Source organism: Pseudomonas sp. Rh2, assembly GCF_040762985.1.
In the GTDB taxonomy this organism is placed as follows: domain Bacteria; phylum Pseudomonadota; class Gammaproteobacteria; order Pseudomonadales; family Pseudomonadaceae; genus Aquipseudomonas; species Aquipseudomonas taiwanensis.
This window is the reverse complement of record NZ_CP142890.1, coordinates 772,770-794,780: the sequence shown is the minus strand read 5'-3', so window position 1 is coordinate 794,780 and position 22,011 is coordinate 772,770. Positions and strand designations below refer to the sequence as shown.

General features: G+C 63.1%; 20 protein-coding genes and 1 pseudogene. 12 read left to right on the top strand and 9 right to left on the bottom strand.

Annotated features, from left to right (window positions below; genetic code table 11):
* Positions 1-53: 53 nt before the first annotated feature.
* The 4 genes and pseudogenes from rpoH to ftsY form a co-directional block, all read right to left on the bottom strand.
* The gene (gene rpoH / locus VXM67_RS03605; RefSeq protein WP_023378197.1) at positions 54-908 is read right to left on the bottom strand and encodes an RNA polymerase sigma factor RpoH; all 855 of its coding nucleotides are present in this window, start codon (positions 906-908) and stop codon (positions 54-56) included.
* A 111-nt stretch (positions 909-1,019) separates the two neighbouring features.
* Positions 1,020-2,048, bottom strand: coding sequence for a permease-like cell division protein FtsX (ftsX, locus tag VXM67_RS03600; RefSeq protein ID WP_023378196.1), 1,029 nt, complete (start codon positions 2,046-2,048; stop codon positions 1,020-1,022).
* On the bottom strand, positions 2,045-2,716 hold the full coding sequence (gene ftsE / locus VXM67_RS03595; protein WP_023378195.1) for a cell division ATP-binding protein FtsE: 672 nt from the start codon (positions 2,714-2,716) through the stop codon (positions 2,045-2,047). Before ftsE ends, ftsX begins: the two co-directional genes overlap by 4 nt.
* Positions 2,713-4,304: pseudogene (ftsY, locus tag VXM67_RS03590) on the bottom strand (signal recognition particle-docking protein FtsY). Before ftsY ends, ftsE begins: the two are co-directional and overlap by 4 nt.
* A 231-nt stretch (positions 4,305-4,535) precedes the next feature.
* On the opposite strand from ftsY, the gene VXM67_RS03585 reads away from it, so the two are divergent.
* The 6 genes from VXM67_RS03585 to VXM67_RS03560 all read left to right on the top strand — a co-directional run bounded on the left by VXM67_RS03585 (position 4,536) and on the right by VXM67_RS03560 (position 11,765).
* On the top strand, positions 4,536-5,891 hold the full coding sequence (locus VXM67_RS03585; RefSeq protein WP_023378193.1) for a pitrilysin family protein: 1,356 nt from the start codon (positions 4,536-4,538) through the stop codon (positions 5,889-5,891).
* Entirely contained in the window at positions 5,884-7,368 is a 1,485-nt protein-coding gene (locus VXM67_RS03580; protein WP_023378192.1) for a pitrilysin family protein, read from the top strand. Before VXM67_RS03585 ends, VXM67_RS03580 begins: the two co-directional genes overlap by 8 nt.
* Complete coding sequence (gene rsmD, locus VXM67_RS03575; protein WP_023378191.1) at positions 7,368-7,970, top strand: 16S rRNA (guanine(966)-N(2))-methyltransferase RsmD; 603 nt, start codon at positions 7,368-7,370, stop codon at positions 7,968-7,970. Before VXM67_RS03580 ends, rsmD begins: the two co-directional genes overlap by 1 nt.
* Positions 7,971-8,067: 97 nt before the next feature.
* On the top strand, positions 8,068-9,369 hold the full coding sequence (locus tag VXM67_RS03570; RefSeq protein WP_367237501.1) for a M16 family metallopeptidase: 1,302 nt from the start codon (positions 8,068-8,070) through the stop codon (positions 9,367-9,369).
* Entirely contained in the window at positions 9,366-10,712 is a 1,347-nt protein-coding gene (locus tag VXM67_RS03565; protein ID WP_367237500.1) for a M16 family metallopeptidase, read from the top strand. Before VXM67_RS03570 ends, VXM67_RS03565 begins: the two co-directional genes overlap by 4 nt.
* A 60-nt stretch (positions 10,713-10,772) precedes the next feature.
* On the top strand, positions 10,773-11,765 hold the full coding sequence (locus VXM67_RS03560; RefSeq protein WP_023378188.1) for a hydrolase: 993 nt from the start codon (positions 10,773-10,775) through the stop codon (positions 11,763-11,765).
* 35 nt (positions 11,766-11,800) lie between these two features.
* Here the strand turns inward: VXM67_RS03560 and VXM67_RS03555 are convergent, their stop codons facing one another.
* On the bottom strand, positions 11,801-12,655 hold the full coding sequence (locus VXM67_RS03555) for a sulfurtransferase (protein ID WP_023378187.1): 855 nt from the start codon (positions 12,653-12,655) through the stop codon (positions 11,801-11,803).
* Between the two features lie 35 nt (positions 12,656-12,690).
* Positions 12,691-13,356 carry a TetR/AcrR family transcriptional regulator gene (locus tag VXM67_RS03550; RefSeq protein WP_023378186.1) on the bottom strand — a complete coding sequence of 222 codons (666 nt, stop codon included), beginning with the start codon at positions 13,354-13,356 and terminating at the stop codon, positions 12,691-12,693.
* Positions 13,357-13,492: 136 nt separating this feature from the next.
* On the opposite strand from VXM67_RS03550, the gene VXM67_RS03545 reads away from it, so the two are divergent.
* The 5 genes from VXM67_RS03545 to VXM67_RS03525 all read left to right on the top strand — a co-directional run bounded on the left by VXM67_RS03545 (position 13,493) and on the right by VXM67_RS03525 (position 17,990).
* Positions 13,493-14,923, top strand: a complete 1,431-nt coding sequence (locus VXM67_RS03545; protein WP_027907897.1) for a coniferyl aldehyde dehydrogenase — start codon at positions 13,493-13,495, stop codon at positions 14,921-14,923.
* A 9-nt stretch (positions 14,924-14,932) separates the two neighbouring features.
* Positions 14,933-15,418 carry a hypothetical protein gene (locus tag VXM67_RS03540; protein ID WP_023378184.1) on the top strand — a complete coding sequence of 162 codons (486 nt, stop codon included), beginning with the start codon at positions 14,933-14,935 and terminating at the stop codon, positions 15,416-15,418.
* 22 nt (positions 15,419-15,440) lie between these two features.
* Positions 15,441-17,039, top strand: coding sequence for a GMC family oxidoreductase (locus tag VXM67_RS03535; protein ID WP_027907896.1), 1,599 nt, complete (start codon positions 15,441-15,443; stop codon positions 17,037-17,039).
* A gap of 111 nt (positions 17,040-17,150) precedes the next feature.
* Positions 17,151-17,630: a pantetheine-phosphate adenylyltransferase gene (gene coaD / locus VXM67_RS03530; protein WP_023378182.1), complete on the top strand. Its 480-nt coding sequence runs from the start codon at positions 17,151-17,153 to the stop codon at positions 17,628-17,630.
* A gap of 108 nt (positions 17,631-17,738) precedes the next feature.
* Positions 17,739-17,990: a YfhL family 4Fe-4S dicluster ferredoxin gene (locus VXM67_RS03525; protein WP_023378181.1), complete on the top strand. Its 252-nt coding sequence runs from the start codon at positions 17,739-17,741 to the stop codon at positions 17,988-17,990.
* Positions 17,991-18,030: 40 nt separating this feature from the next.
* Here the strand turns inward: VXM67_RS03525 and mutM are convergent, their stop codons facing one another.
* Positions 18,031-18,843, bottom strand: a complete 813-nt coding sequence (gene mutM / locus VXM67_RS03520) for a bifunctional DNA-formamidopyrimidine glycosylase/DNA-(apurinic or apyrimidinic site) lyase (RefSeq protein WP_023378180.1) — start codon at positions 18,841-18,843, stop codon at positions 18,031-18,033.
* Positions 18,844-18,846: 3 nt separating this feature from the next.
* Positions 18,847-19,662, bottom strand: a complete 816-nt coding sequence (locus VXM67_RS03515) for an HDOD domain-containing protein (RefSeq protein WP_177325253.1) — start codon at positions 19,660-19,662, stop codon at positions 18,847-18,849.
* A 208-nt stretch (positions 19,663-19,870) separates the two neighbouring features.
* Between VXM67_RS03515 and VXM67_RS03510 the strand changes: the two genes are divergently transcribed.
* Positions 19,871-21,067, top strand: a complete 1,197-nt coding sequence (locus VXM67_RS03510; RefSeq protein WP_023378178.1) for a class I SAM-dependent rRNA methyltransferase — start codon at positions 19,871-19,873, stop codon at positions 21,065-21,067.
* Positions 21,068-21,152: 85 nt separating this feature from the next.
* Here the strand turns inward: VXM67_RS03510 and VXM67_RS03505 are convergent, their stop codons facing one another.
* Positions 21,153-21,809 (bottom strand): magnesium transporter, encoded by a 657-nt coding sequence (locus VXM67_RS03505; RefSeq protein ID WP_081669746.1) that lies wholly within the window; start codon positions 21,807-21,809, stop codon positions 21,153-21,155.
* Positions 21,810-22,011: the final 202 nt, after the last annotated feature.

Below are 22,011 nucleotides of genomic sequence, written 5' to 3'. Positions count from 1 at the left end.
AAAAACCGCTGCCCCTCCTCGGGACAGCGGCTTTTCGCTGCAACCAGGCTTGATCAGACGGTGATCAATGCCTTGACCTTGTTCATCGCGTTCTTTTCCAGCTGGCGAATCCGCTCCGCCGACACGCTGTACTTGTCCGCCAATTCATGCAAGGTCGCTTTTTCCTCGGCCAGCCAGCGCTGGTAGAGAATGTCGCGGCTACGTTCGTCCAGGCCTTGCAGGGCTTCGTGCAGGTTGCTGGTGGAGTTGTCACTCCAGTCGGCATCCTCCAACTGCACAGCCGGGTCGTAACGGTGGTCTTCCAGATAATGCGCAGGCGACTGGAAGGCGCTGTCATCGTCGGCTTCGGCCGCTGGATCGAACGCCATGTCCTGGCCGCTCAGGCGGCTTTCCATCTCGCGCACTTCACGCGGCTCGACACCCAGGCTCTCGGCCACACGATGAACTTCATCGTTGTTCAGCCAGGCCAGACGCTTCTTCTGGCTGCGCAGGTTGAAGAACAGCTTGCGCTGGGCCTTGGTGGTCGCCACCTTGACGATGCGCCAGTTGCGCAGGATGAATTCGTGGATCTCTGCCTTGATCCAGTGCACCGCGAACGATACCAAGCGCACGCCCATTTCCGGATTGAAGCGCTTGACTGCCTTCATCAGGCCGACGTTGCCTTCCTGGATGAGGTCAGCTTGGGCCAACCCGTAACCGGCATAGCTACGGGCGATGTGTACCACGAAACGCAGGTGGGCCATCACCATTTGCCGAGCGGCCTCAAGATCCTGCTCATAGTAGAGACGCTCGGCCAGATCACGCTCCTGCTCGACAGTCAGCAGTGGAATGCTGTTGACCGTGTGCACGTAGGCTTCCAGGTTTGCACCAGGAACCAGGGCATAGGCAGGTTGCAACGATGTGGTCATTCAAGAACCTCCGACTTTCAAAACTCGCGCCTTGTGAGCGCTGCCAACATTGACCCGGAACGACGGTACAAGTTCCAAAATGAAAAAAATGTCAATGCTGGCACGAAAAAACTATCGTGGCGCCAGCTCGTTCAAATGGCGGGCCACCGCGATCCATGCACCGATATACCCCAACAGTACCGCACCAATCAAGAGCGAAAAACCATCGGACGCTGGCACACCCCCCAGCGCGAAATCACTGCCATACAGCCCGGAGAGCCCTACAACGGCCTCGTTCAGCCAATTCAGGCCGAAAGCCAGTATGCCCCAGGCCAGCAGGCCCGCACCCAGCCCGTACAGGGCGCCCATGTAGAGGAAAGGCCGGCGTACGTAGCTGTCGGTGCCGCCGACCAGCTTGATCACTTCGATCTCGACCCGACGGTTTTCAATATGTAGACGAATTGTGTTACCGATTACTAAAAGCAGCGCAGAAATCAGCATGACGGCCAGGCCAAAGACGAATCGGTCGCCGAGCTTGAGGATCGCCGCCAGACGCTCGACCCACACCAGGTCAAGCTGCGCCACCTCGACCCGAGGCAGTTCGGACAGACGTTGGCGCAGGGCCTCCAGAGCAGGCTTGTCGACTTCGGTCGGGGTCACCACCACCACGCCCGGAAGCGGGTTGTCGGGCAGCTCGCGCAGCGCCTCGCCCAGCCCGGACTGCTGCTGGAACTCCTCGAGCGCCTGCTCCCGACTGACATACTGGGCATCGGCCACCCCAGGCATGGCTTTGATATCGTCACGCAGGGCTTCCCCCGCCTTGCTGCCGGCATCCAGCTTGAGGTACAGCGAAATCTGCGCTGCACGCTGCCAGGAGCCACCCAGTTTTTCGACGTTCTTCAACAGCAGCGACAAGCCCATGGGCATGCTCAATGCCACGGCCATCACCAGGCAGGTGAAGAAGCTACCGATCGGCTGTTTGCCCAGGCGGCGCAGGCTGTCGGCCAGGCTGGCGCGGTGGCTTTCCAGCCAGGCGTGCAGCAGGGTGCGGAAATCCGGACCGTCATCGTCGTGTTCGCCGGGCTTTTTCTTCGCTGGCGCAGGGTCAGCAGCCTTGGGTGCGACCCGTTCGGACACCTTCGGTGTACGTGTAGTGCTCATTGCCCGGCCTCCCCATCGCCGATCAAACGACCGCGCTGCAGGGTCAGCATGCGGTGGCGCATGCGCGCGATCAGTGCCAGGTCATGGCTGGCGATCAAAACTGTGGTGCCCAGGCGGTTGATGTCCTCGAACACCCCCATGATTTCCGCGGCCAGACGTGGGTCGAGGTTACCGGTAGGTTCGTCGGCCAGCAGCAAGGCTGGCTGGTGGACGATGGCGCGGGCGATCCCCACGCGCTGTTGCTGACCGGTAGACAGGTCGGCTGGGAACAGCTCGCCCTTGTCAGTCAGTGACACACGCTCCAGCGCCGAGTCCACGCGCTTGGCGATCTCGGCCTTGGACAACCCGAGAATCTGCAGCGGCAATGCGATGTTGTTGAATACCGTGCGATCGAACAACAACTGGTGGTTCTGGAACACCACGCCGATCTGCCGGCGCAGGAACGGGATCTGCGAGTTGCTGATCTGGCCCAGGTCCTGGCCTGCCAGCATCAGCTTGCCGCTGGTCGGACGCTCCATGGCCAGCAGCAGGCGCAGCAAGGTGCTCTTGCCCGCGCCCGAGTGGCCCGTGACGAACAGGAACTCGCCCCGGCGCGCCCGGAAACTCAGCTCATGCAAGCCGACATGGCCATTGGGATAGCGCTTGGCAACCTGCTCGAATCGGATCATGGGTGCTCTCGCTCGGCGAACAAGGCTTTGACGAAGGGTTCAGCCTCGAAGGTGCGCAGGTCGTCGATGCCTTCACCGACACCAATGAAGCGGATCGGAATGTTGAACTGCTTGGCCAGGGCGAAAATCACCCCACCCTTGGCGGTGCCGTCCAGCTTGGTCAATGCCAGGCCGGTCAGTTCGACGCTCTGATTGAAGTACTTGGCCTGGCTGATAGCGTTCTGTCCAGTGCCGGCATCGAGTACCAGCAGCACCTCGTGTGGCGCCTCGGCGTCGAGCTTGCCAATCACCCGACGGACCTTCTTCAGCTCCTCCATCAGGTTGTCCTTGGTGTGCAAGCGGCCCGCGGTATCGGCGATCAACACATCGACGCCACGGGCCTTGGCGGCCTGCACGGCGTCGAAAATCACCGAAGCCGAATCAGCGCCGGTGTGCTGCGCGATCACCGGAATCTGGTTGCGCTCACCCCATACCTGCAGCTGCTCCACAGCGGCGGCGCGGAAGGTATCGCCGGCGGCCAACATGACCTTCTTGCCTTCGAGCTGCAGCTTCTTGGCCAACTTGCCGATGGTGGTGGTCTTGCCCGCACCGTTCACGCCGACCACGAGGATCACGTAGGGTTTGTTCTGGGCCTGGACTTTCAGCGGTTGCTCGACCGGACGCAGCAGGGCGGCCAGCTCTTCCTGCAACGACTTGTACAGTGCATCGGCGTCAGCCAGCTGCTTGCGGGCGACCTTCTGGGTAAGGTTCTGAACGATGGTCGAGGTGGCTTCGACACCCACGTCGGCGGTCAGCAGGCGGGTTTCGATCTCATCGAGCAGGTCGTCGTCGATGGCCTTCTTGCCCAGGAACAGGCTGGCCATGCCTTCGCCGATGCTGGCGCTGGTCTTCGACAGCCCCTGCTTGAGGCGAGCGAAGAAGCCTGGCTTGGACTGTTCGACGACGACCGGGGTGGGCTCGGGCTCGACAGGCGTTGGTGCTGGGGTCGCAACCGGAGCCGGGGCAGATGCAGGCACGGGAGCCGCGACCGGGGCAGCAGGCGCCAGGGTTTGCGCAGCGGGGCGCACCGGGATGGCTGGTGGCGCCTTCGGTTCGAGGTCCGGGACCAAGGCCACAGGCTCTTCGGCAACCGGCAGCACCAGGTTGCTGACCGGAGCCGCGGGCTCGTCCGGCTGCGCAGTCTCTACTGGCGCCGCTTGCAGCGGCATGGAGGCGACCGGCTCGGGCGTCGCGGCCTGCAGGGGCTGGGAAGCCACAGGCTCAGGTTGCGGAGCCTGCAGCGGTTGGGACGCTACCGGCTCGGGCACGGACGCTTCGACCACGGGCAACACCGGCTCGACCGGAGCGACCGGAGCGACCGGAGCGACCGGAGCGACCGGAGCGACCGGAGCGACCGGAGCGACCGGAGGCTGCTCGACGGCGGGCTGCGGTGCTACCGGCTCGGCGGCCTGCGGCTCCTGCGCTTGAGGCTCAGGCGTTTGTGGCTGTTCGGCGACAGGTTGCTGCGGCTTCTTGCGAAACCAGCTGAACAGGCCTTTTTCTCGCCAGCCTCGGCCGGCGCTTTTTTGTCGTCGTTGGAACCAAACATGGAAGACGGCTATCTCAGGGTAGCGATGGGCCAGCACTTGGCGCATCGGGAATTCTCTAAACGCAGAACAGACTATTTTGAATCCGGCTGGTTCATGCGCAATGTTTTGTCGTAGGTCCTGCAGGCCAGAACGGCGACAGGCATGGTCGCCAGGCAACCGGATCAGTATCCTAGCACCTCCTGGCCTACTGACGCTAAACCCAGCGGGCCGCCGAACAGGTTAAACACCGTATGAATGCTCTAGCCCGCCGCGCCGCTGGCCTGTTGCTCGGCACGCTCTGCCTGCCCCTCGCGGCCCTGGCCGCCGATGTGCAACCCACCCACGAGTTCATCCTCGACAACGGCCTGAAAGTGGTCGTTCGCGAGGACCATCGCGCCCCGGTGGTGGTCTCGCAGATCTGGTACAAGGTTGGCTCCAGCTACGAGACACCGGGCCAGACCGGCTTGTCCCATGCCCTCGAACACATGATGTTCAAAGGCAGCGCCAAGATCGGACCCGGCGAGGCCTCGCGCATCCTGCGGGACCTCGGTGCCGAGGAAAACGCCTTCACCAGCGACGACTACACCGCCTACTACCAGGTACTTGCCCGCGATCGGCTGCCGGTGGCCATGGAGCTGGAAGCCGACCGCCTGGCCAGTCTGCGCCTGCCCGCCGACGAGTTCGCACGCGAAATCGAGGTCATCAAGGAAGAACGCCGCCTGCGCACCGACGATCAACCCAGTTCGAAGGCGTTCGAGCTGTTTCGCGCCATGGCCTATCCGGCCAGCGGCTATCACACCCCGACCATCGGCTGGATGGCCGACCTCGAACGCATGAAGGTCGAGGAGCTCCGCCATTGGTACGAATCCTGGTACGCCCCGAACAACGCCACCCTGGTTGTGGTGGGCGATGTCACCGCCGATGAGGTCAAGGGCCTGGCACAGAAATATTTCGGCAGCATCCCCAAGCGCACCGTGCCATCGGCCAAGCTGCCGCTGGAGTTGGCCAAACCAGGCTACCGCCAGCTGACCCTGCACGTACGCACCCAACTGCCAAGCCTGATCTACGGGTTCAACGTGCCTGGATTGGCCACCGCCAAGGACCCGCGCACCGTACATGCCCTGCGCCTGATCTCGGCCCTGCTCGACGGCGGCTACAGCGCGCGCATGCCGGCACGCCTGGAGCGTGGCCAGGAATTGGTCGCCGGCGCGTCGTCCAGCTACAACGCCTTCACACGCGGCGACAGCCTGTTCCTGATCTCGGCTACTCCGAACGTGCAGAAGCAGAAAACGCTCGAAGAAGTGGAAAAAGGCATCTGGCAACTGCTCGACGAGCTCAAGACCACTCCGCCCAGCGCCGAAGAGTTGGAGCGCGTACGTGCCCAGGTCATCGCCGGTCTGGTCTACGACCGCGATTCCATCAGCAGCCAGGCCACCACCATTGGTCAGCTGGAGACCGTTGGCTTGTCCTGGAAGCTGATCGACAGCGAACTGGACGAGCTCAAGCGCGTGACACCGCAAGACCTGCAGAACGCCGCACGCACTTATTTCACCCGCGAACGCCTGAGCGTTGCCCACGTACTGCCTGAGGAGTCCGCTCATGAGTGATCGCAGCGCACCACGCTACACGCTGATCGGTACGGGCATCATTGCCTTGGTAGTGGCGGTGGCCGCTGTCCTGGCGCGCCCGGCCCAGTCCGAGGCAGAGCCTCCTGCGGCGCGCCCTGCAAACACCCTGCAATCGCTGGCCGATCTGGACGGCAAGGCGCCAAGCCGGCGTCAGCTGAACATCCAGAACTGGACCACCGCCGAAGGCGCCCGCGTGCTGTTCGTCGAAGCCCGCGAGCTGCCCATGTTCGACCTGCGCGTGACCTTCGCCGCCGGCAGCAGCCAGGATGGCGACACCCCTGGCCTGGCCGCCCTGACCAACGCCATGCTCAACGAAGGCGTGGCCGGCAAGGACGTGACCGCCATCGCCGAAGGCTTCGAGGGACTGGGCGCGGACTTTGGCAATGGTTCCTACCGCGACATGGCAGTGGCCTCGCTGCGCAGCCTGAGTGCCAAGGACAAGCGTGACCCTGCACTCAAGCTGTTCGCCGAAGTGGCGGGCAAGCCGACCTTCCCCGAAGAGGCTCTCAAGCGCATCAAGAACCAGCTGCTGGCCGGTTTCGAGTACGAAAAGCAGAACCCTGGCAAGATCGCCGGCAAGGCCCTGTTCGCCAAGCTCTATGGTGACCACCCGTATGCTCACCCCAGCGACGGTACGGCACAGAGTGTGCCCGGTATCACGCTGGAACAGCTTCGCGCCTTCCATGCCAAGGCCTATACCGCCGGTAACGCGGTCATAGCCCTGGTTGGTGACCTCAGCCGCAGCGAGGCCGAAGCCATCGCCGAACAAGTGTCCTCGGCCCTGCCCAAGGGCCCCGCGCTGGCGAAACCCGCCGAGCCTGCGGAGCCCAAGGCTGGGTTGACCCATATCGACTTCCCATCCAAGCAGACTCACCTGATGCTGGCCGAACTGGGCATCGACCGTCAGGACCCGGACTGGCCAGCCCTTTCGTTGGGCAACCAGATCCTCGGCGGAGGGGCCTTCGGCACCCGGTTGATGAGCGAAGTGCGCGAGAAGCGCGGCCTGACCTACGGGGTCTACTCCGTGTTTAGCCCAATGCAGGTACGCGGCCCCTTCATGATCAACCTGCAAACCCGCGCCGAACTCAGCGAGGGCACCCTAAAGCTGGTCCAGGACATCCTTGCCGAATACCTGAAAAATGGTCCGACGCAGCAGGAACTGGATGACGCCAAGCGCGAACTGGCCGGCAGTTTCCCACTGTCCAACGCCAGCAACGCGAGCATCGTTGGCCAGTTGGGTGCTATCGGTTTCTACAACTTGCCCCTGACTTGGCTGGAGGACTTCATGCAGCAGTCCCAGGCCCTGACCGTCGAGCAGGTCAAGGCGGCCATGAACAAACACCTGTCGGCCGACAAATTGGTCATCGTCACCGCTGGCCCGAAAGTGGCGCAGAAGCCGCTGCCGGCCCCCACTGATAAACCCGCCGAGCCACCGCTCGGCGTACCGGAGCATTAATGCCAAGACCCACCCCACCCGCCCGCCCCAACCAGGGCCAAAGCAAGGGCCAGGGCTACCTGCGCATCATCGCCGGCGAGTGGCGCAGCCGGCGCCTGGCGGTACCTGAAGGCGATGGCCTGCGCCCCACCACCGACCGGGTACGTGAAACCCTGTTCAACTGGCTGGCGCCCTACATCGAAGGCGCCCGGGTGCTGGATGCCTTCACCGGCAGTGGCGCCTTGGTACTGGAAGCCTTGTCCCGTGGCGCGGAGGATGCCGTGGCACTGGACAGCAACCCGGCAGCCATCAGCAATCTGAAGAACAACCTGGAGATCCTGCGCTGCCCACGCGGGCAGATCCTGCAGACCGACGCCCTGCGCTACCTGCAAGGCCCGACCAAGCAGCAGTTCGATGTGGTGTTTCTCGACCCACCCTTCCACCAGGACCTGCTGGCAAACGCCTGCAATCTGCTGGAACAAGGCAACTGGCTGCGCGAACAGGCGTGGATCTATACCGAGAGCGAAGCTGCCCCGTCGACCCTGCAATTGCCTGCCAACTGGCGCCTGCACCGAGAGAAGAAAACCGGCCAGGTGCATTACGCCCTATGGCAGCGAGGCTGAGGCCTGTGGCCCGTCGCCATAAGTAAGTAACGCAGACGGGCCTCCCCATTCAAACAAGCTGCTCCTGTTTCGACTTTCACACAGGAGCAACTCGGTCATGGCCACTCTGACATCCACCGCTGCCACCAGCGCGCCACCGCTGCAGCATTTCGTCCTAGCCAACGGACTGGTGGTCTATCTGCGTGAGGACCGCCGTGCCCCCTTGGTTAGCGCCCAGCTTTGGTACCACGTGGGTGCCAGCTACGAGCCGCCAGGTCATTCCGGGCTGTCTCACCTGCTGGAACACTTGATGTTCGAAGGCAGCAGCAAGCTTGCTGGCGGCCAATACTCGAAGCTGATCAGCACGCTCGGCGGGTCACCGAACGCCGCCACCACGCACGACGCCACCTACTTTCCCGTCACCCTGCCCAGCAATCGCCTGGAAGTCGTTCTGGAGGCCATGGCGGACTCCATGGCCAGCGCCACGCTCGAACCAGCGGCCTTCGACCGCGAGCTCGAAGTGGTCAAGGCGGAGCGCCGCACCCGAGTGGACAACAGCCCCCTCGCTCAGGCTCTGGAGCAAGCCGACACACTGGCGCTGCAGGGCGGTCCTTACGCCACGCCCATCATCGGCCGCGCCCCGGATCTGGCCGACATGACCGCTGATGCTGTCCGAACCTGGTACCAGAGCTGGTATCACCCAAACAACGCAACGCTGGTGGTCGTCGGCGACACGACATCGGATCGGTTACGCGGGTGGGTCGAGCACTATTTCGGTGCAATTCCCGCCAACCGCCTGCCCAGCAAGGCACGACCGAAGCCAGCCACCGCATCCGTTCATCGCACACAGACCATCACCCTGCCTCGCCTGCGTGAAGGTCTGATCATGGCGTTCAATGTGCCGAGCCAGTCGACCGCCGCTTCCGACCTCGAAGCCTTGGCCCTGCGGCTGATTCCCGAACTGCTCACCGAGGGCAGAGGCGCGCGCCTTGTTCAACGTCTGATGCGCGAACGCGACATTCTGCATGCGAAGGGCTCGCAGTACTTGCATGTGCTGCGAGGTGACAGCCTGCTCACGTTCTACTTCTTCAACAATCCGCAACAGGCCTCGCCGGAACAGGCGATGGAGCACGTCTGGGCGCAGATCGAGCTGCTCAGGCAAACACCCGCGACGGCACGGGAGATCTCGAGGGCAAAGGCAAGGCTGCTGGCGAACACCGTCTTCGGCCGTGACGACATCGGCGAGCAAGCCGGTGCGATTGGCCAGATGGCCGCCAGCGGCCTCGATCCGCATTCGCTCGACCGGGAGGCCGAGATTCTGCAAAGCGTCACTGCGGAAGACGTACGAGCTGTGGCCCATCGCTACCTGAGCCATGAACGGCTGACCGTTACTTACATGAAAGAGGAAGAGCGCCCATGAACGACTCGAATGCAACTGCGCTGCAATCGATGCAAGGGCGGGATTTCAGCCATTTCGATGATATTCGCATCCAGGTCCAAGCCTGGCGGACGCAGAGTGGCACCCAAGTACGGTTCGTGCGCCGCCCTGAACTGCCCATGGTCGACCTCATGCTCTACTTCAACGCAGGCACCGCGCTCGATGGAGATACTTCAGGTGTTGCCGCCTTGACGCTGCACATGCTCGACAAGGGAACCACCGCGCTGGATGCCACGCAGTACGCCAGCCAGATCGAGCGCCTGGGCGCGCAAGTCAAGACAAGCATCCGCCTCGAACATTCGAGCGTATCCCTGCGCTGCCTGACCGCCGAGCAGGTCCTCGACCCGGCAATCGAACTGTTCACCTCCCTGGTCGCCAGTCCCGCCTTCGCCTCTGCGGAGTTAGCAAAAATGAAAGGGCAATTGCTTCCCTACCAGGCATCGCGCCACACCACGCCGCAGCTACGCACCCGATTGGAAGCCAACCGCTATCTATTTGCCGGGCACCCCTATGGCAATCCCCTGGGCACTACGCCAGAAGGCATCGAAACGACGACTGTCGATCAGCTGGTGGCTTTTCATCGACGCGCCTACAGCGCCAACAATCTCTGTGTCGCCATGGTCGGTGACCTGACCCGTGAGCAAGCAGAAGCCATCGTCCAGCGCATCACCCAGGCACTGCCTCAGGGCTGGGCAGCCGCTCAGCTTCCCGAGGTGCCGCAGGTTGCGAGCAAGACGATACACGTCGAGCTGGCGGGGGCCAGCAATGCGATGGTGCTGGCCATCCCAATGAGCGTTCGACCCGACGACCCTGATTATCCGGCCCTTGTACTGGCAAGCGAAGTGCTGGGGGCTGGGGTGGATTCCAGGCTGCTCCGGGAACTGCGCCTGAAACGTGGCCTGACCTATGGCGCAAGCAGCCGGCTGACGCCGCATGAAGCAGGTGGATTGCTGAACATCGAGTGGGAAATCGCCTCGGCCTACATCACTGCCTCCCAGTCACTTGTCGCAGAACTCTTGGAAACGTTCATCGCTCAAGGGCCGACCGCTGCGGAGCTCGAACTAGCCAGAAATCAGTTGGCCGGCCGGTTCATGAGCGCCGTGGCAGGTAACCAGACACTGGCCGCGCTCCTGGCCGGGGCAGCCCGACACGGTCAGCCCGCCAACCACACCAACCTCTATATCGAGCAGCTGCAGGCAGTGACCCCGGAAGCGGTTCGAGCGGTGTTGCAAACCCGGCTCGAATGGTCGCGCCGGGTGTTCGTGAGTGTCGGCCCCACCGCCGATCAACGCCCCTTGCCCGATCTTCCGTCCACCGACCAATAGTGCAGATACAGTGGCGGTGTTTCATGGCAATCTAGGTGGGCACATCACGAGCCGCCCAGCATGCCAAGCCTCAACGTCACTTTCCGCCCGGCCGCCGGCCTGTCCAACCCTCATTTGCAGACGTTGTGGGGGCCGCTTTGGCGCAAGCTGCCCGAGCTCCCACGCGACCGTGAACGCTTGTGGCTGGCCGACGGCGACTTCATCGATCTTGACTGGCATGGACCGCACCAGCCGGATGCCCCCCTGGTACTGGTACTGCATGGACTGACCGGGTCCTCCCACTCACCCTATGTCAAAGGCTTGCAGGGTGCCCTGCAAGCGCGTGGCTGGGCCAGCGTGGCGGTGAACTGGCGAGGCTGTTCGGGCGAGCCGAACCTGTTGCCGCGCAGCTACCATTCAGGCGCCAGTGAAGACCTTGCCGAGATCGTCGCCCACCTGCGGGCCCAGCGTCCGCTTTCGCCGCTGTTCGCAGTGGGCTATTCGCTCGGCGGCAATGTATTGCTCAAGTACCTGGGCGAAAGTGGCGCAGCCAGCGGGCTGGAGGCGGCGGTGGCAGTGTCGGTGCCGTTTCGCCTGGACCAGTGCGCCGACCGCATCGGGCAGGGCTTCTCGAAGGTCTACCAGGCACATTTCATGCGGGAAATGCTCGCCTATGTGCTGCAAAAGCAGAAACACTTCCGCGACCGTGGCCATGATGAAGGGCTTGAGGCGTTGGCGCGGCTCGGACCGCTGCGCAACCTGCGCACTTTCTGGGACTTTGACGGTAAGGTTACCGCGCCGCTGAACGGGTTCAAGGACGCACACGATTACTATCGGCGCTCATCGAGCCGCTACTTTCTGGGCGCCAACCGGACTCCAACGCTGATCATCCACTCAAGCGACGACCCATTCGTGTCCAGCCACAGCCTGCCTGGGCTCGAAGAACTCGCGCCACAAACGCACTTCGAGTTACACCACCGTGGCGGTCACGTGGGGTTCGTCGACGGCAGCCTGCGAAATCCGGGTTACTACCTTGAGCGCCGGATTCCGCAGTGGCTGGTCGAAGGCCTGTAGCGCCATTGCCGGCGACAGTCCCGGCAACCGATGACTCACTCCCCTGTAGCGACGCCATGTTCGGGGTCATTGATCCATTCGCTCCAAGACCCCGCATACAACCGTCCCAACGGATACCCCGCCAACGCCAGCGCGAACAGGTTGTGGCACGCCGTTACGCCCGACCCGCAATAAGCCACCAGCTGATCAGGTTCACGCCCCGCCAGTTTCTCGGCATAGCGCTGCTTGAGCTGCTCTGCCGGCAAGAATCGTCCATCCGCCCCCAGGTTGTCGGTAAAGGCCGCACATTGCGCCCCTGGAATGTGCCCCGCGACGGGGTCGATCGGCTCCACCTCACCACGAAAACGTGGCAAGGCCCGGGCATCCAGCAGGGTCAGGTCCGGGCTCCCCAAGCGCTTGGCCAGATGCCCGGCGTCGATCAGCAACTTCATGTCCGGCTCGCCGGTGAAGGTCCCTTGGCGCTTGGGCGGAGGATCCAGGCTCAATGGCAGGTGCGCGGCGTGCCACGCTTTGAGCCCACCGTCGAGGATGAACACGCCATCGCGCTTGCCCAGCCAAGCCAGCAGCCACCAGGCACGCGCGGCAAACGCACCCGGTCCATCGTCGTACAGCACCACTTCACTGTCATTGTCCACCCCCCATTCACGCAGCCGCTCTACCAGGCGGCGCGGCTCAGGCAAGGGATGACGGCCCGTCTTGCCCTTGGTCACCGGACCACTGAGATCGCGCTCCAGATCGGCGAAATGCGCCCCGGCGATATGACCTCCGGCATAGCTGCGCTGGCCGTAATCGACATCTTCCAAGGCAAAACGACAATCGAGGACCACCAACGTGGGCGAGTCCAGACGCTCGGCCAGCTGCTGCGGGGTGATCAATTGCGCTAAGGGCATGACAGTCTCCTGAACAATGGCAGATAAGCCCTGGTTCATGGCTCCAGGGCCTGGTTGAACGGTACATGGAATTCCTGGCACAGCGCATCCACGGCACTGCGCGCCTCGCGGGTCACGAACCCCAGCTCCAGCACCAGTACCTGATAGACACCTCGTTTGAATGCTTCTTCACCCAGGTGCGCGGAATGTTCACGAGTGGTGCTGAGAAAGCGCACCCAGGAAGTCAGCACAATCCAGGCGTTGATGGTGAGCGACTCGATCTGCGCCGATTCCATGGTCAGGATCCCGGCATCGACGAAGCCCCGGTATATCGCCTGGCCCTGGCGCAGGCAGCGCTCGGAAAAACGCCTGTAACGGGCGGCTAACTCCGGGTCGCTGTCGAGCAGGTGCTCCAGGTCGCGGTGTAGGAATCGGTAGTTCCACATCGCCGCCAGCAATGCCTTGAGATAGAAACGCTTGTCTTCCACCGTCGCCGCACGGCCTTGGGGTGGGCGTAGGAAACTGTCCACCAGCGCTTCGTACTGGCTGAACAACAGGGCGATGATCGCCTGCTTGTTGGGGAAGTGGTAATAGAGGTTTCCGGGCGAAATCTCCATGAATGCAGCAATGTGATTGGTGCTGACGCTGCGCTCGCCCTGCTGGTTGAACAGCTCCAGGCTGCTCTGCACGATGCGCTCTCGGGTCTTTATGCGCGGGGCCATGCTCAGCTCCCAGTCTGCGGGCTTCCATTAATGGGCATATTACGGTGTATTGCAGCGGATCACCGCTTGAAATTTTCGTACCACCGTACGAATTAGAGTATAGGCTCTAGAGACTCTCAGCCGCGCCGGAGCCGAAATGTCCTCGTCCATCGCCTTGCCTCCCGTGAATTCCGACACCGACCTGGCGGCGACGTTCGCCGCCCAGCGCCAGGCATTCGCCGGCAACCCCATGCCCCCTGAGGCCCAGCGACGACAGTGGCTCAAGAGCCTGCGCGAGGCTCTGCTGGCGGACCAGGACCGGTTGGTCGCGGCGATCGACACCGACTTCGACGGCCGTAGTGCCGATGAAACGCTGCTGGCGGAACTGCTGCCCTCGGTACAGGGCCTGCGCCATGCCGAGCGTCACCTGCACGGCTGGATGCGCCCAAGCCGCCGAAAGGTTGGACTCGCCTTCCAGCCCGCCAAGGCCCAGGTGTTGTACCAGCCGTTGGGCGTAGTGGGCGTGATCGTGCCGTGGAACTACCCATTGTTCCTTGCCATCGGGCCGCTCACCTGCGCCCTGGCAGCGGGCAACCGCGTCATGCTCAAGCTCAGCGAGGCCACACCCGCCAGCGCACTGGCCCTCAAGACAACGCTGGAACGGGTGTTCCCCAGCGACCTGGTCAGCGTGGTACTGGGAGAGGTCGAGGTCGCCCAGGCTTTTGCCCGCCTGCCGTTCGACCATCTGCTGTTCACCGGTGCCACCAGCATCGGTCGACAGGTGATGCTGGCCGCGGCCCACAACCTGACGCCGGTAACGCTTGAGCTGGGCGGCAAATCACCGGCCATCGTCTCGGCCACGGTCCCGCTGGATGCCGCTGCCGAGCGTATCGCCTTCGGCAAGACCCTCAATGCTGGCCAGACCTGCGTCGCCCCTGATTACGTCCTTGTGCCCCGTGATCGGCTCGATGGCTTCAGCGATGCCTACCGCCGCGCCGTTCGACGCTTCTATCCCACGATTGCCGACAACCGCGACTACAGCGCAATCATCAACCCGCGACAACTGCAACGCCTGCAAGGCTTGCTGGACGATGCCCGGCACAAAGGGGCACAGGTCATCGACCTGTATCCGGACGAAACCCGGCAGGGCCGACGCCTGCCGCCGCACCTGTTGCTGGGTGTGAACGACGACATGATCGTGATGCAGGACGAAATCTTCGGCCCGCTGCTACCTGTGGTGCCCTATGACACCCTCGACGACGCCCTCAGCTACATCAACCAGCGCCCGCGCCCGCTGTCGCTTTACTACTTCGGTTACGAGCGCAGCGAACAGGAGCACGTCCTGCGCCATAGCCACTCGGGCGGCGTGTGCCTGAACGACACCTTGCTGCATGTCGCTCAGGACGACCTGCCCTTCGGCGGTATCGGGCCCTCGGGGATGGGGCACTACCATGGTTTGGAGGGGTTTCAGACCTTCAGCAAGGCCAAGGCAGTGCTGGCCAAACAGCGCCTGAACACGGCTCGACTGATCTACCCGCCCTATGGCAAAGCCGTGCAGCGCTTGATCTACAAGCTGTTCATCCGCTGAGGGCCGCCCATGCATCGCCGCGATCTGCTGCGTTTCAGCCTGGGCGCCAGTGCGTTTCTGGCCACCACCAGCCTGGTCGGCTGCACGTCCCAATTGCCCGCGGCGGGCTTCCAGGTGCTGCGAGACGACGATGTGCCTGTGCTTCAGGCCCTGATTCCCGTGGTGCTGGCGGGTACACGAGCGTCACGGGAGCTGGTGCTGCACAGCCTCGATCACACGTTGGCGGCATTGTCGCCAGAGATGCTCAAGCTCACCCGGCAGCTGTTCGATGTGCTGAGCCTGCCCCTCACCCGCGGCCCACTGACAGGCATCTGGGGTAGCTGGGAACAGGCCGACGCCCAGCAGGTGAATGCCTTTCTGCAACGCTGGCAGGACAGTTCGCTGAACCTGCTACGCATGGGCCACTCATCCTTGCTGCAACTGCTGCTGATGGCCTGGTACGAACGGCCCGAAGCCTGGGCCGCGTGCGGCTACCCAGGCCCCCCGAACATTTGACCCCCCAACAAGAGCATCGCCAATGCCTGTCATCGACCCGTTTCGTCAAGGCCTCGAACGCGGCTGGATCACCCACGACGGCTCGCGTCTGGAGCACGACCTGAGCCTGCAGGCCGATATCGCCATCATCGGCAGCGGCGCGGGCGGCGCTACCAGCGCGCACATGCTCGCCGAAGCCGGATTCAAGGTACTGCTGATCGAAGAAGGCCCGCTCAAGACCAGCAGCGACTTCCACCTGCTGGAGGATGAGGCCTACGCCAGTCTGTATCAGGAAGGGTTGGGGCGAATGAGCAAGGATGGCGCCATCACTATCCTCCAAGGCCGTGCAGTGGGCGGTACCACGCTGGTCAACTGGACTTCCAGCTTCCGTACGCCGCCCCAGACCCTGGCGCACTGGGCCAGGGAACATGCCGTGAAAGGGCTGGCCGAGGACGTGCTGAAGCCGTGGTTCGAGCGTGTGGAGCAACAACTGGGAATCACCCCCTGGGCCGTGCCCCCGAATGCCAACAATGACGTCTTGCGCCGTGGCTGCGAAAGCCTGGGCTACCGCTGGGCGGTGATCCCACGCAACGTGCGCGGCTGCTGGAACCTGGGTTACTGCGGCATGGGCTGCCCGGTCAACGCCAAGCAGTCGATGCTGGTGACCCATATCCCGGCCACCCTCGACAACGGGGGCGAGCTGCTTTACCTGGCGCGGGCCGTGCGCTTGGAACACAACGGAGAACGCATCGTGCAACTGCACTGCCAGGCGCTCGACGCTCAGGGAGTGCACCCCAACGGCCGGCAGATCACGGTTCGTGCCCGACACTTCGTTCTCGCCGGCGGCGGCATCAACAGCCCCGCCCTGCTGCTGCGCTCGCAAGCCCCCGACCCGCACAAGCGCCTGGGCAAACGCACCTTCCTGCACTTGGTGAACTTCAGCGCAGCACGCTTCGACGCGCGCATCGACCCTTATTACGGCGCCCCGCAATCCATCTATAGCGACCACTTCCAGTGGCAGGACGGTACCGACGGCCCTGTGGGCTACAAACTGGAGGTACCACCGTTGCACCCGGCCCTGGCCAGCACCTTGCTGGGCGGGTATGGCGCCGAGAACGCCCAGCGCATGGCTGACCTGCCCCACACCCATGTCATGCTGGCGTTGCTGCGTGACGGTTTTCATCCGCAGAGCCAAGGGGGAGAAGTGGAACTGCGGGGCGACGGCTCGCCTGTGCTCGACTACCCCGTCACCGACTACCTGCGCGACGGCCTGCGGCGGGCCTATCGAAGCATGGCGCAGATCCAGTTCGCCGCTGGAGCGAGACAGGTAGCCCCCGTACATAGCGATGCCCGCTATGTCGACAACCCGCAACAGGCCCTGACCCTGATCGATGGCCTGCGCCTGGAGCTTTTCCGTACCCGCCTTGGCAGCGCCCACGTCATGGGCGGCTGCGCGCTGGGCGAGGACCCGCGCCAAGCGGTGTGCGACAGCCTGGGCCGACATCACCAGCTGGAAAACCTGTCGATTCACGACGGTTCACTGTTTCCCACCAGCATCGGTGCCAACCCGCAGCTATCGGTCTACGCCATTAGCGCCAAGCTCACCGATGCCCTGATTACCCGGCTGGCACAGGGCGCATGACAACCTGCGCCCCCTCTGTCTATAGTGCCAACTTCCGGCCGCGCGACTTGGCCGGGCGCAGTCGCTGCGCTACCATCCGACTCCCCAACGCACTCCAGCCAGGATGACGCGATGAACCGAGTGTTGTACCCGGGTACTTTCGACCCCATTACCAAGGGCCATGGCGACCTGGTCGAACGCGCTTCGCGCCTGTTCGACCATGTGATCATCGCGGTGGCGGCCAGCCCCAAGAAAAACCCCCTGTTCCCACTGGAACAACGGGTAGAGCTGGCCCGTGAGGTCACCAAGCACCTGCCCAATGTCGAAGTCATCGGCTTCTCCACCCTGTTGGCGCATTTTGCCAAGGAACAGAACGCCAACGTCTTCCTGCGTGGCCTGCGTGCAGTGTCCGACTTCGAATACGAGTTCCAGCTGGCGAACATGAACCGGCAACTGGCACCCGATGTCGAGAGCCTGTTCCTGACGCCATCGGAGCGTTATTCGTTCATCTCTTCGACGCTGGTCCGGGAGATCGCAGCGCTGGGCGGGGACATCAGCAAGTTCGTCCACCCAGCGGTGGCCGACGCCCTGACCGAACGCTTCAAGAAGTAACCCTCATCGCCTGACCATCGCGCCCGCGTGCACTGCGGGCGCGAATGCGGCACAATTGTGCCTACCGCGTTGAACATGCCCGGGCTGTGAGCCCCGGCCGGAGTCCCAATGTCCCTGATCATCACCGACGATTGCATCAACTGCGACGTCTGCGAACCCGAGTGCCCGAACGAGGCAATCTCCCAAGGCGAAGAGATCTACGTGATCGACCCCAATCTGTGCACCCAGTGCGTCGGCCACTACGACGAGCCGCAGTGCCAGCAAGTCTGCCCGGTAGATTGCATTCCGCTGGATGAGGCCCATCCAGAAACCCATGATGAGCTGATGGCCAAGTACCGGCGGATCACCGGTAAAGCGTGATGCCGCCATCGCCGGCTTGCCGGCGATCTAGCCTTGGAATTCAGCGCTGGCAGCGCGGGCAGTACACGCTGGCCCGCTGTCCCAGCTTAACCTCTCGCAAGGTCGTCCCGCACACCTTGCACGGCAGTTCGCCTCGGCCATACACGAACAGCTCCTGCTGGAAGTACCCAGGCTGCCCGTCGCCACCGATGAAGTCGCGCAGCGTCGTGCCACCTTGTTCGATGGCTGCGGCCAGCACCCGTTTGATCTCGATGGCCAGCTTCAAGTAACGGGCCCGCGAGATGCCGCCCGCCTCTCTGCGTGGGTCGATACCGGCGGCGAACAGCGCCTCGGTGGCGTAGATGTTGCCCACCCCTACCACCACGGCGTTGTCCATGATGAACGGTTTCACGGCCATCGAGCGCCCGCGGGAAAGCTGGAACAGGCGCTCGCCATCGAACAGGTCGGTCAGCGGCTCCGGCCCCAGGCGCAATAGCAATTCGTGATTGAACGGGTCGAGGCTCCAGAGCATCGCGCCGAAGCGGCGCGGGTCGGTGTAGCGCAGCATCAGCCCCGATTCCAGCTCGATGTCGACATGCTCATGCTTGGCCGCCGGCGCCCCCAATTCGACCAGGCGCAAGTTCCCCGACATCCCAAGGTGGCTGATCAAGGTGCCAACCTCTGCGTTGATCAGCAGGTACTTGGCGCGTCGCTCCACGCTGAGGATGCGCTGGCCCGAAAGGCGTATGTCCAGATCCTCAGGGATTGGCCAGCGCAGCCGCCGATCACGCACGACTACCCGGCTGACACGCTGGCCAACCAGATGGGGCTCGATGCCACGTCGGGTTGTCTCGACTTCTGGTAACTCAGGCATGAATCAGTGCCCCAACTCGCGCAGGGTCTGCTTGAGGTTCTCGAAGTCGTACTCCGACAACCCGATGTAATCGAGGACCAGCGGGCCGAGCGCATTCCACTCATGGTCGACGGCCTGATTACCCAGCACGCGATACGAGGCGCAGATATGCTCGGCCATCTTCAGCACCGCGAGCAGGTTCTTCAGCTGGGTCTGGGCATTGCGCGAGGATTCGTCGCGGAACACCGCCAAGGCGTTGTGGTGGTTGGCGATGGCCCCGCTGATGTGCTCTGGCAGGCGCCAGGACTTGGCGGTGAAGTAGCCGACCACCGAGTGGTTGGTGTTGAAGGCCCGGTTTTCGGTATCGACCACGCGGGTTTCTTCACCGGCTTGGGCGTAGGCCTCTTCAAGCACATCCATGTAGTTGGGGAAGCGCTTGAGCATAAGCGGTACGCCGCAATCGTGGAACAGCCCGAGCGTGTAGGCCTCGTCCACGGCCTGGATACCGGTACGCTTGGCCAGCGTCAGGCAGGTCATGGCCACATCCTGGGCGGTGTCCCAGAAGCGGTTCAAGGTAACGATGGTTTCGTCGCTCATTTCACCCTTGATCGACTGGGCGTTGATCAGGTTGATGATCGAGCGGCTGCCCAGCAGGTTCACCGCACGTTGGATCGAGCCAATCTTGTTGGAGAGGCCGAACTGCGGGGAGTTCACCAGTTTGAGCAAGGCGCCCGAAAGGCCTGGGTCCTGGGAAATCAGCTTGGCGATGGTTTCCAGGTCCGGGTCAGGCATGTACTGCTCGAACTGCAAATCGACCATGATCTGCGGTTGCGGCGGAATGGTGATGCCTTGCAAGGCTTGCTGGATCTGCTCGGCGCTGAGTTCTTGGGACATACGTGCACACTCGTGAAGGTCGAGGGGATTCTAACCCAGATGAACCGTGCCGGCGCCGCGTATTCCTGTCGGTACAGCCGCCACTTTGTCGCGCCTGGCCCCGGATCCCGTAGCAAAAGGATATAATCCCGCTCTTTTTTCCCGGAGCGACGTCATGTCCCTGCCCAGCCTTCGCCTCAAAGCCAATGCCGACCGCCGCCTGCGCGCCGGCCACCTGTGGGTCTACAGCAACGAAGTCGACGTCAATGCGACCCCGCTGCAAGGCTTGCAGGCCGGACAGCAGGCCGTCCTCGAGGCAGCCAACGGCAAACCGCTGGGCATCGTCGCGCTGAGCCCCAACAACCTGATCTGCGCCCGCCTGCTGTCGCGCGATGCCAAGCTGCCGCTGGACAAGTCGTTGCTGGTGCATCGCCTGAACGTCGCCCTGTCGTTGCGCGAGCGCCTGTTCGAGCAACCGTGCTACCGCCTGGTCTATGGCGATTCCGACATGCTGCCAGGCCTGGTGGTCGACCGCTTCTTCGACATCCTTGTGGTTCAGCTGGCGTCGGCCACCATGGAACTGCACAAGGATGACGTCATCGCGGCACTGGTCCAGGTGCTCAAGCCCAGCGGCATCCTGTTCAAGAACGATTCCGCCGCGCGTGATGCAGAAGGCCTGCAGCGCTACGTCGAGACCGTCTACGGCGAAGTTCCGGACTGGGTGCCGCTGGAAGAAAACGGCGTGAAGTTCGAGGCCCCGGTACGTGAAGGCCAGAAGACCGGCTGGTTCTACGACCATCGCATGAACCGTGCACGCCTGGCCCCCTACGTGAAGGGCAAGCGCGTGCTCGACCTGTTCAGCTACATCGGAGGCTGGGGTGTGCAAGCCGGCGCTTTCGGCGCCAGCGAAGTGTTCTGCGTCGATGCTTCGGGCTTCGCCCTGGATGGCGTGGAGCGCAATGCCGCGCTCAACGGTATCAGCGAAAAACTCACCTGCATCGAAGGCGATGTCTTCGAGGCATTGCGTGAGCTCAAGGCCGCCGAAGAACGCTTCGACGTGATCATTGCCGACCCACCCGCGTTCATCAAGCGCAAGAAGGACCTGAAAAACGGCGAAGCGGCCTACCGCCGCCTGAATGAACAGGCCATGCGCATGCTGACCAAGGACGGCATTCTGGTCAGCGCCTCCTGCTCGATGCACCTGCCCGAGGACGACCTGCACAACATCCTGCTGACCAGCGCCCGCCACCTGGACCGCAACATGCAGCTGCTCGAACGCGGCGGCCAAGGCCCGGACCACCCGGTGCATCCGGCCATTGCCGAAACCCGCTATATCAAGAGCATTACGTGCCGGTTGCTGCCCAACAGCTGATGAAAGCCTGAAAGAACCGAGGTCACCCATGGGCCAGCTCTCGAACTGGCCCATGGGTGACCTTTCAAGAATCGGTCGCTGCGTCTCAGACGCCCAGAACGAACGAAGCAACCCCGAAATACACCATCACCCCCACCGCATCGGCAATTGATGTGATGAGCGGCCCACTCGCTGTGGCCGGGTCGAGCCTGAAGCGGCTGAGCAGGAACGGCAAGCTCATACCGATCAGACTACCGACCAGCACGATCACGACCATGCTGCTGGCCACCACCAGGGCAATCAGCGGCCCGCCGCGCAACAAGCCCAACGACGCCACCGCCAATGCCATGGTGCATCCAAGTGCCAAAGCGACACCAAGCTCACGGACCAGCATCCGCCACCAGTCGCGCATGACCACTTCGCCGGTCGCCAGCCCCCGCACTATCAGCGTTGCAGACTGGGCCCCCGCATTACCGCCGCTGTCCACAAGCAGGGGTAGGAAGAACACCAGGGCGATGTTGGCAGCGATGGTTTCTTCAAAGGCCGCGATGCCAGCCCCGGAAAACAGGTTTCCGAAAACCAGCACCACCAGCCATAGCACGCGCTTGCGGTAGAGCAGCCCAAGGGTTGCATCCCGCAGGTTGCCGACATGATTGGTGATCGACGCGCCTTTGTGAATGTCTTCGGTCGCTTCGCGCCGCTCTGCTTCGAGGGCTGCACGGGTGTCCAGGTGCAGGGTGTCGTTATCGATTGGATGTTGCATGAGGTTCTCCAGACGCCGCGCCAGGCGCCCGCAGACCTCAGTCATACGGACTCAAGCCCTCGGCAGCCCTGGCGACGGCGCGCTCAGTGCCAATTTGCAGGTTCTGTACGAACTGAAACTGGGAAGGTCCATTGAGGTCATTTCTCGTGAAGCCGCACATGCGGCGCGGCGGATCATAGGTAGCCAGGCTGGGTGTGTCAGC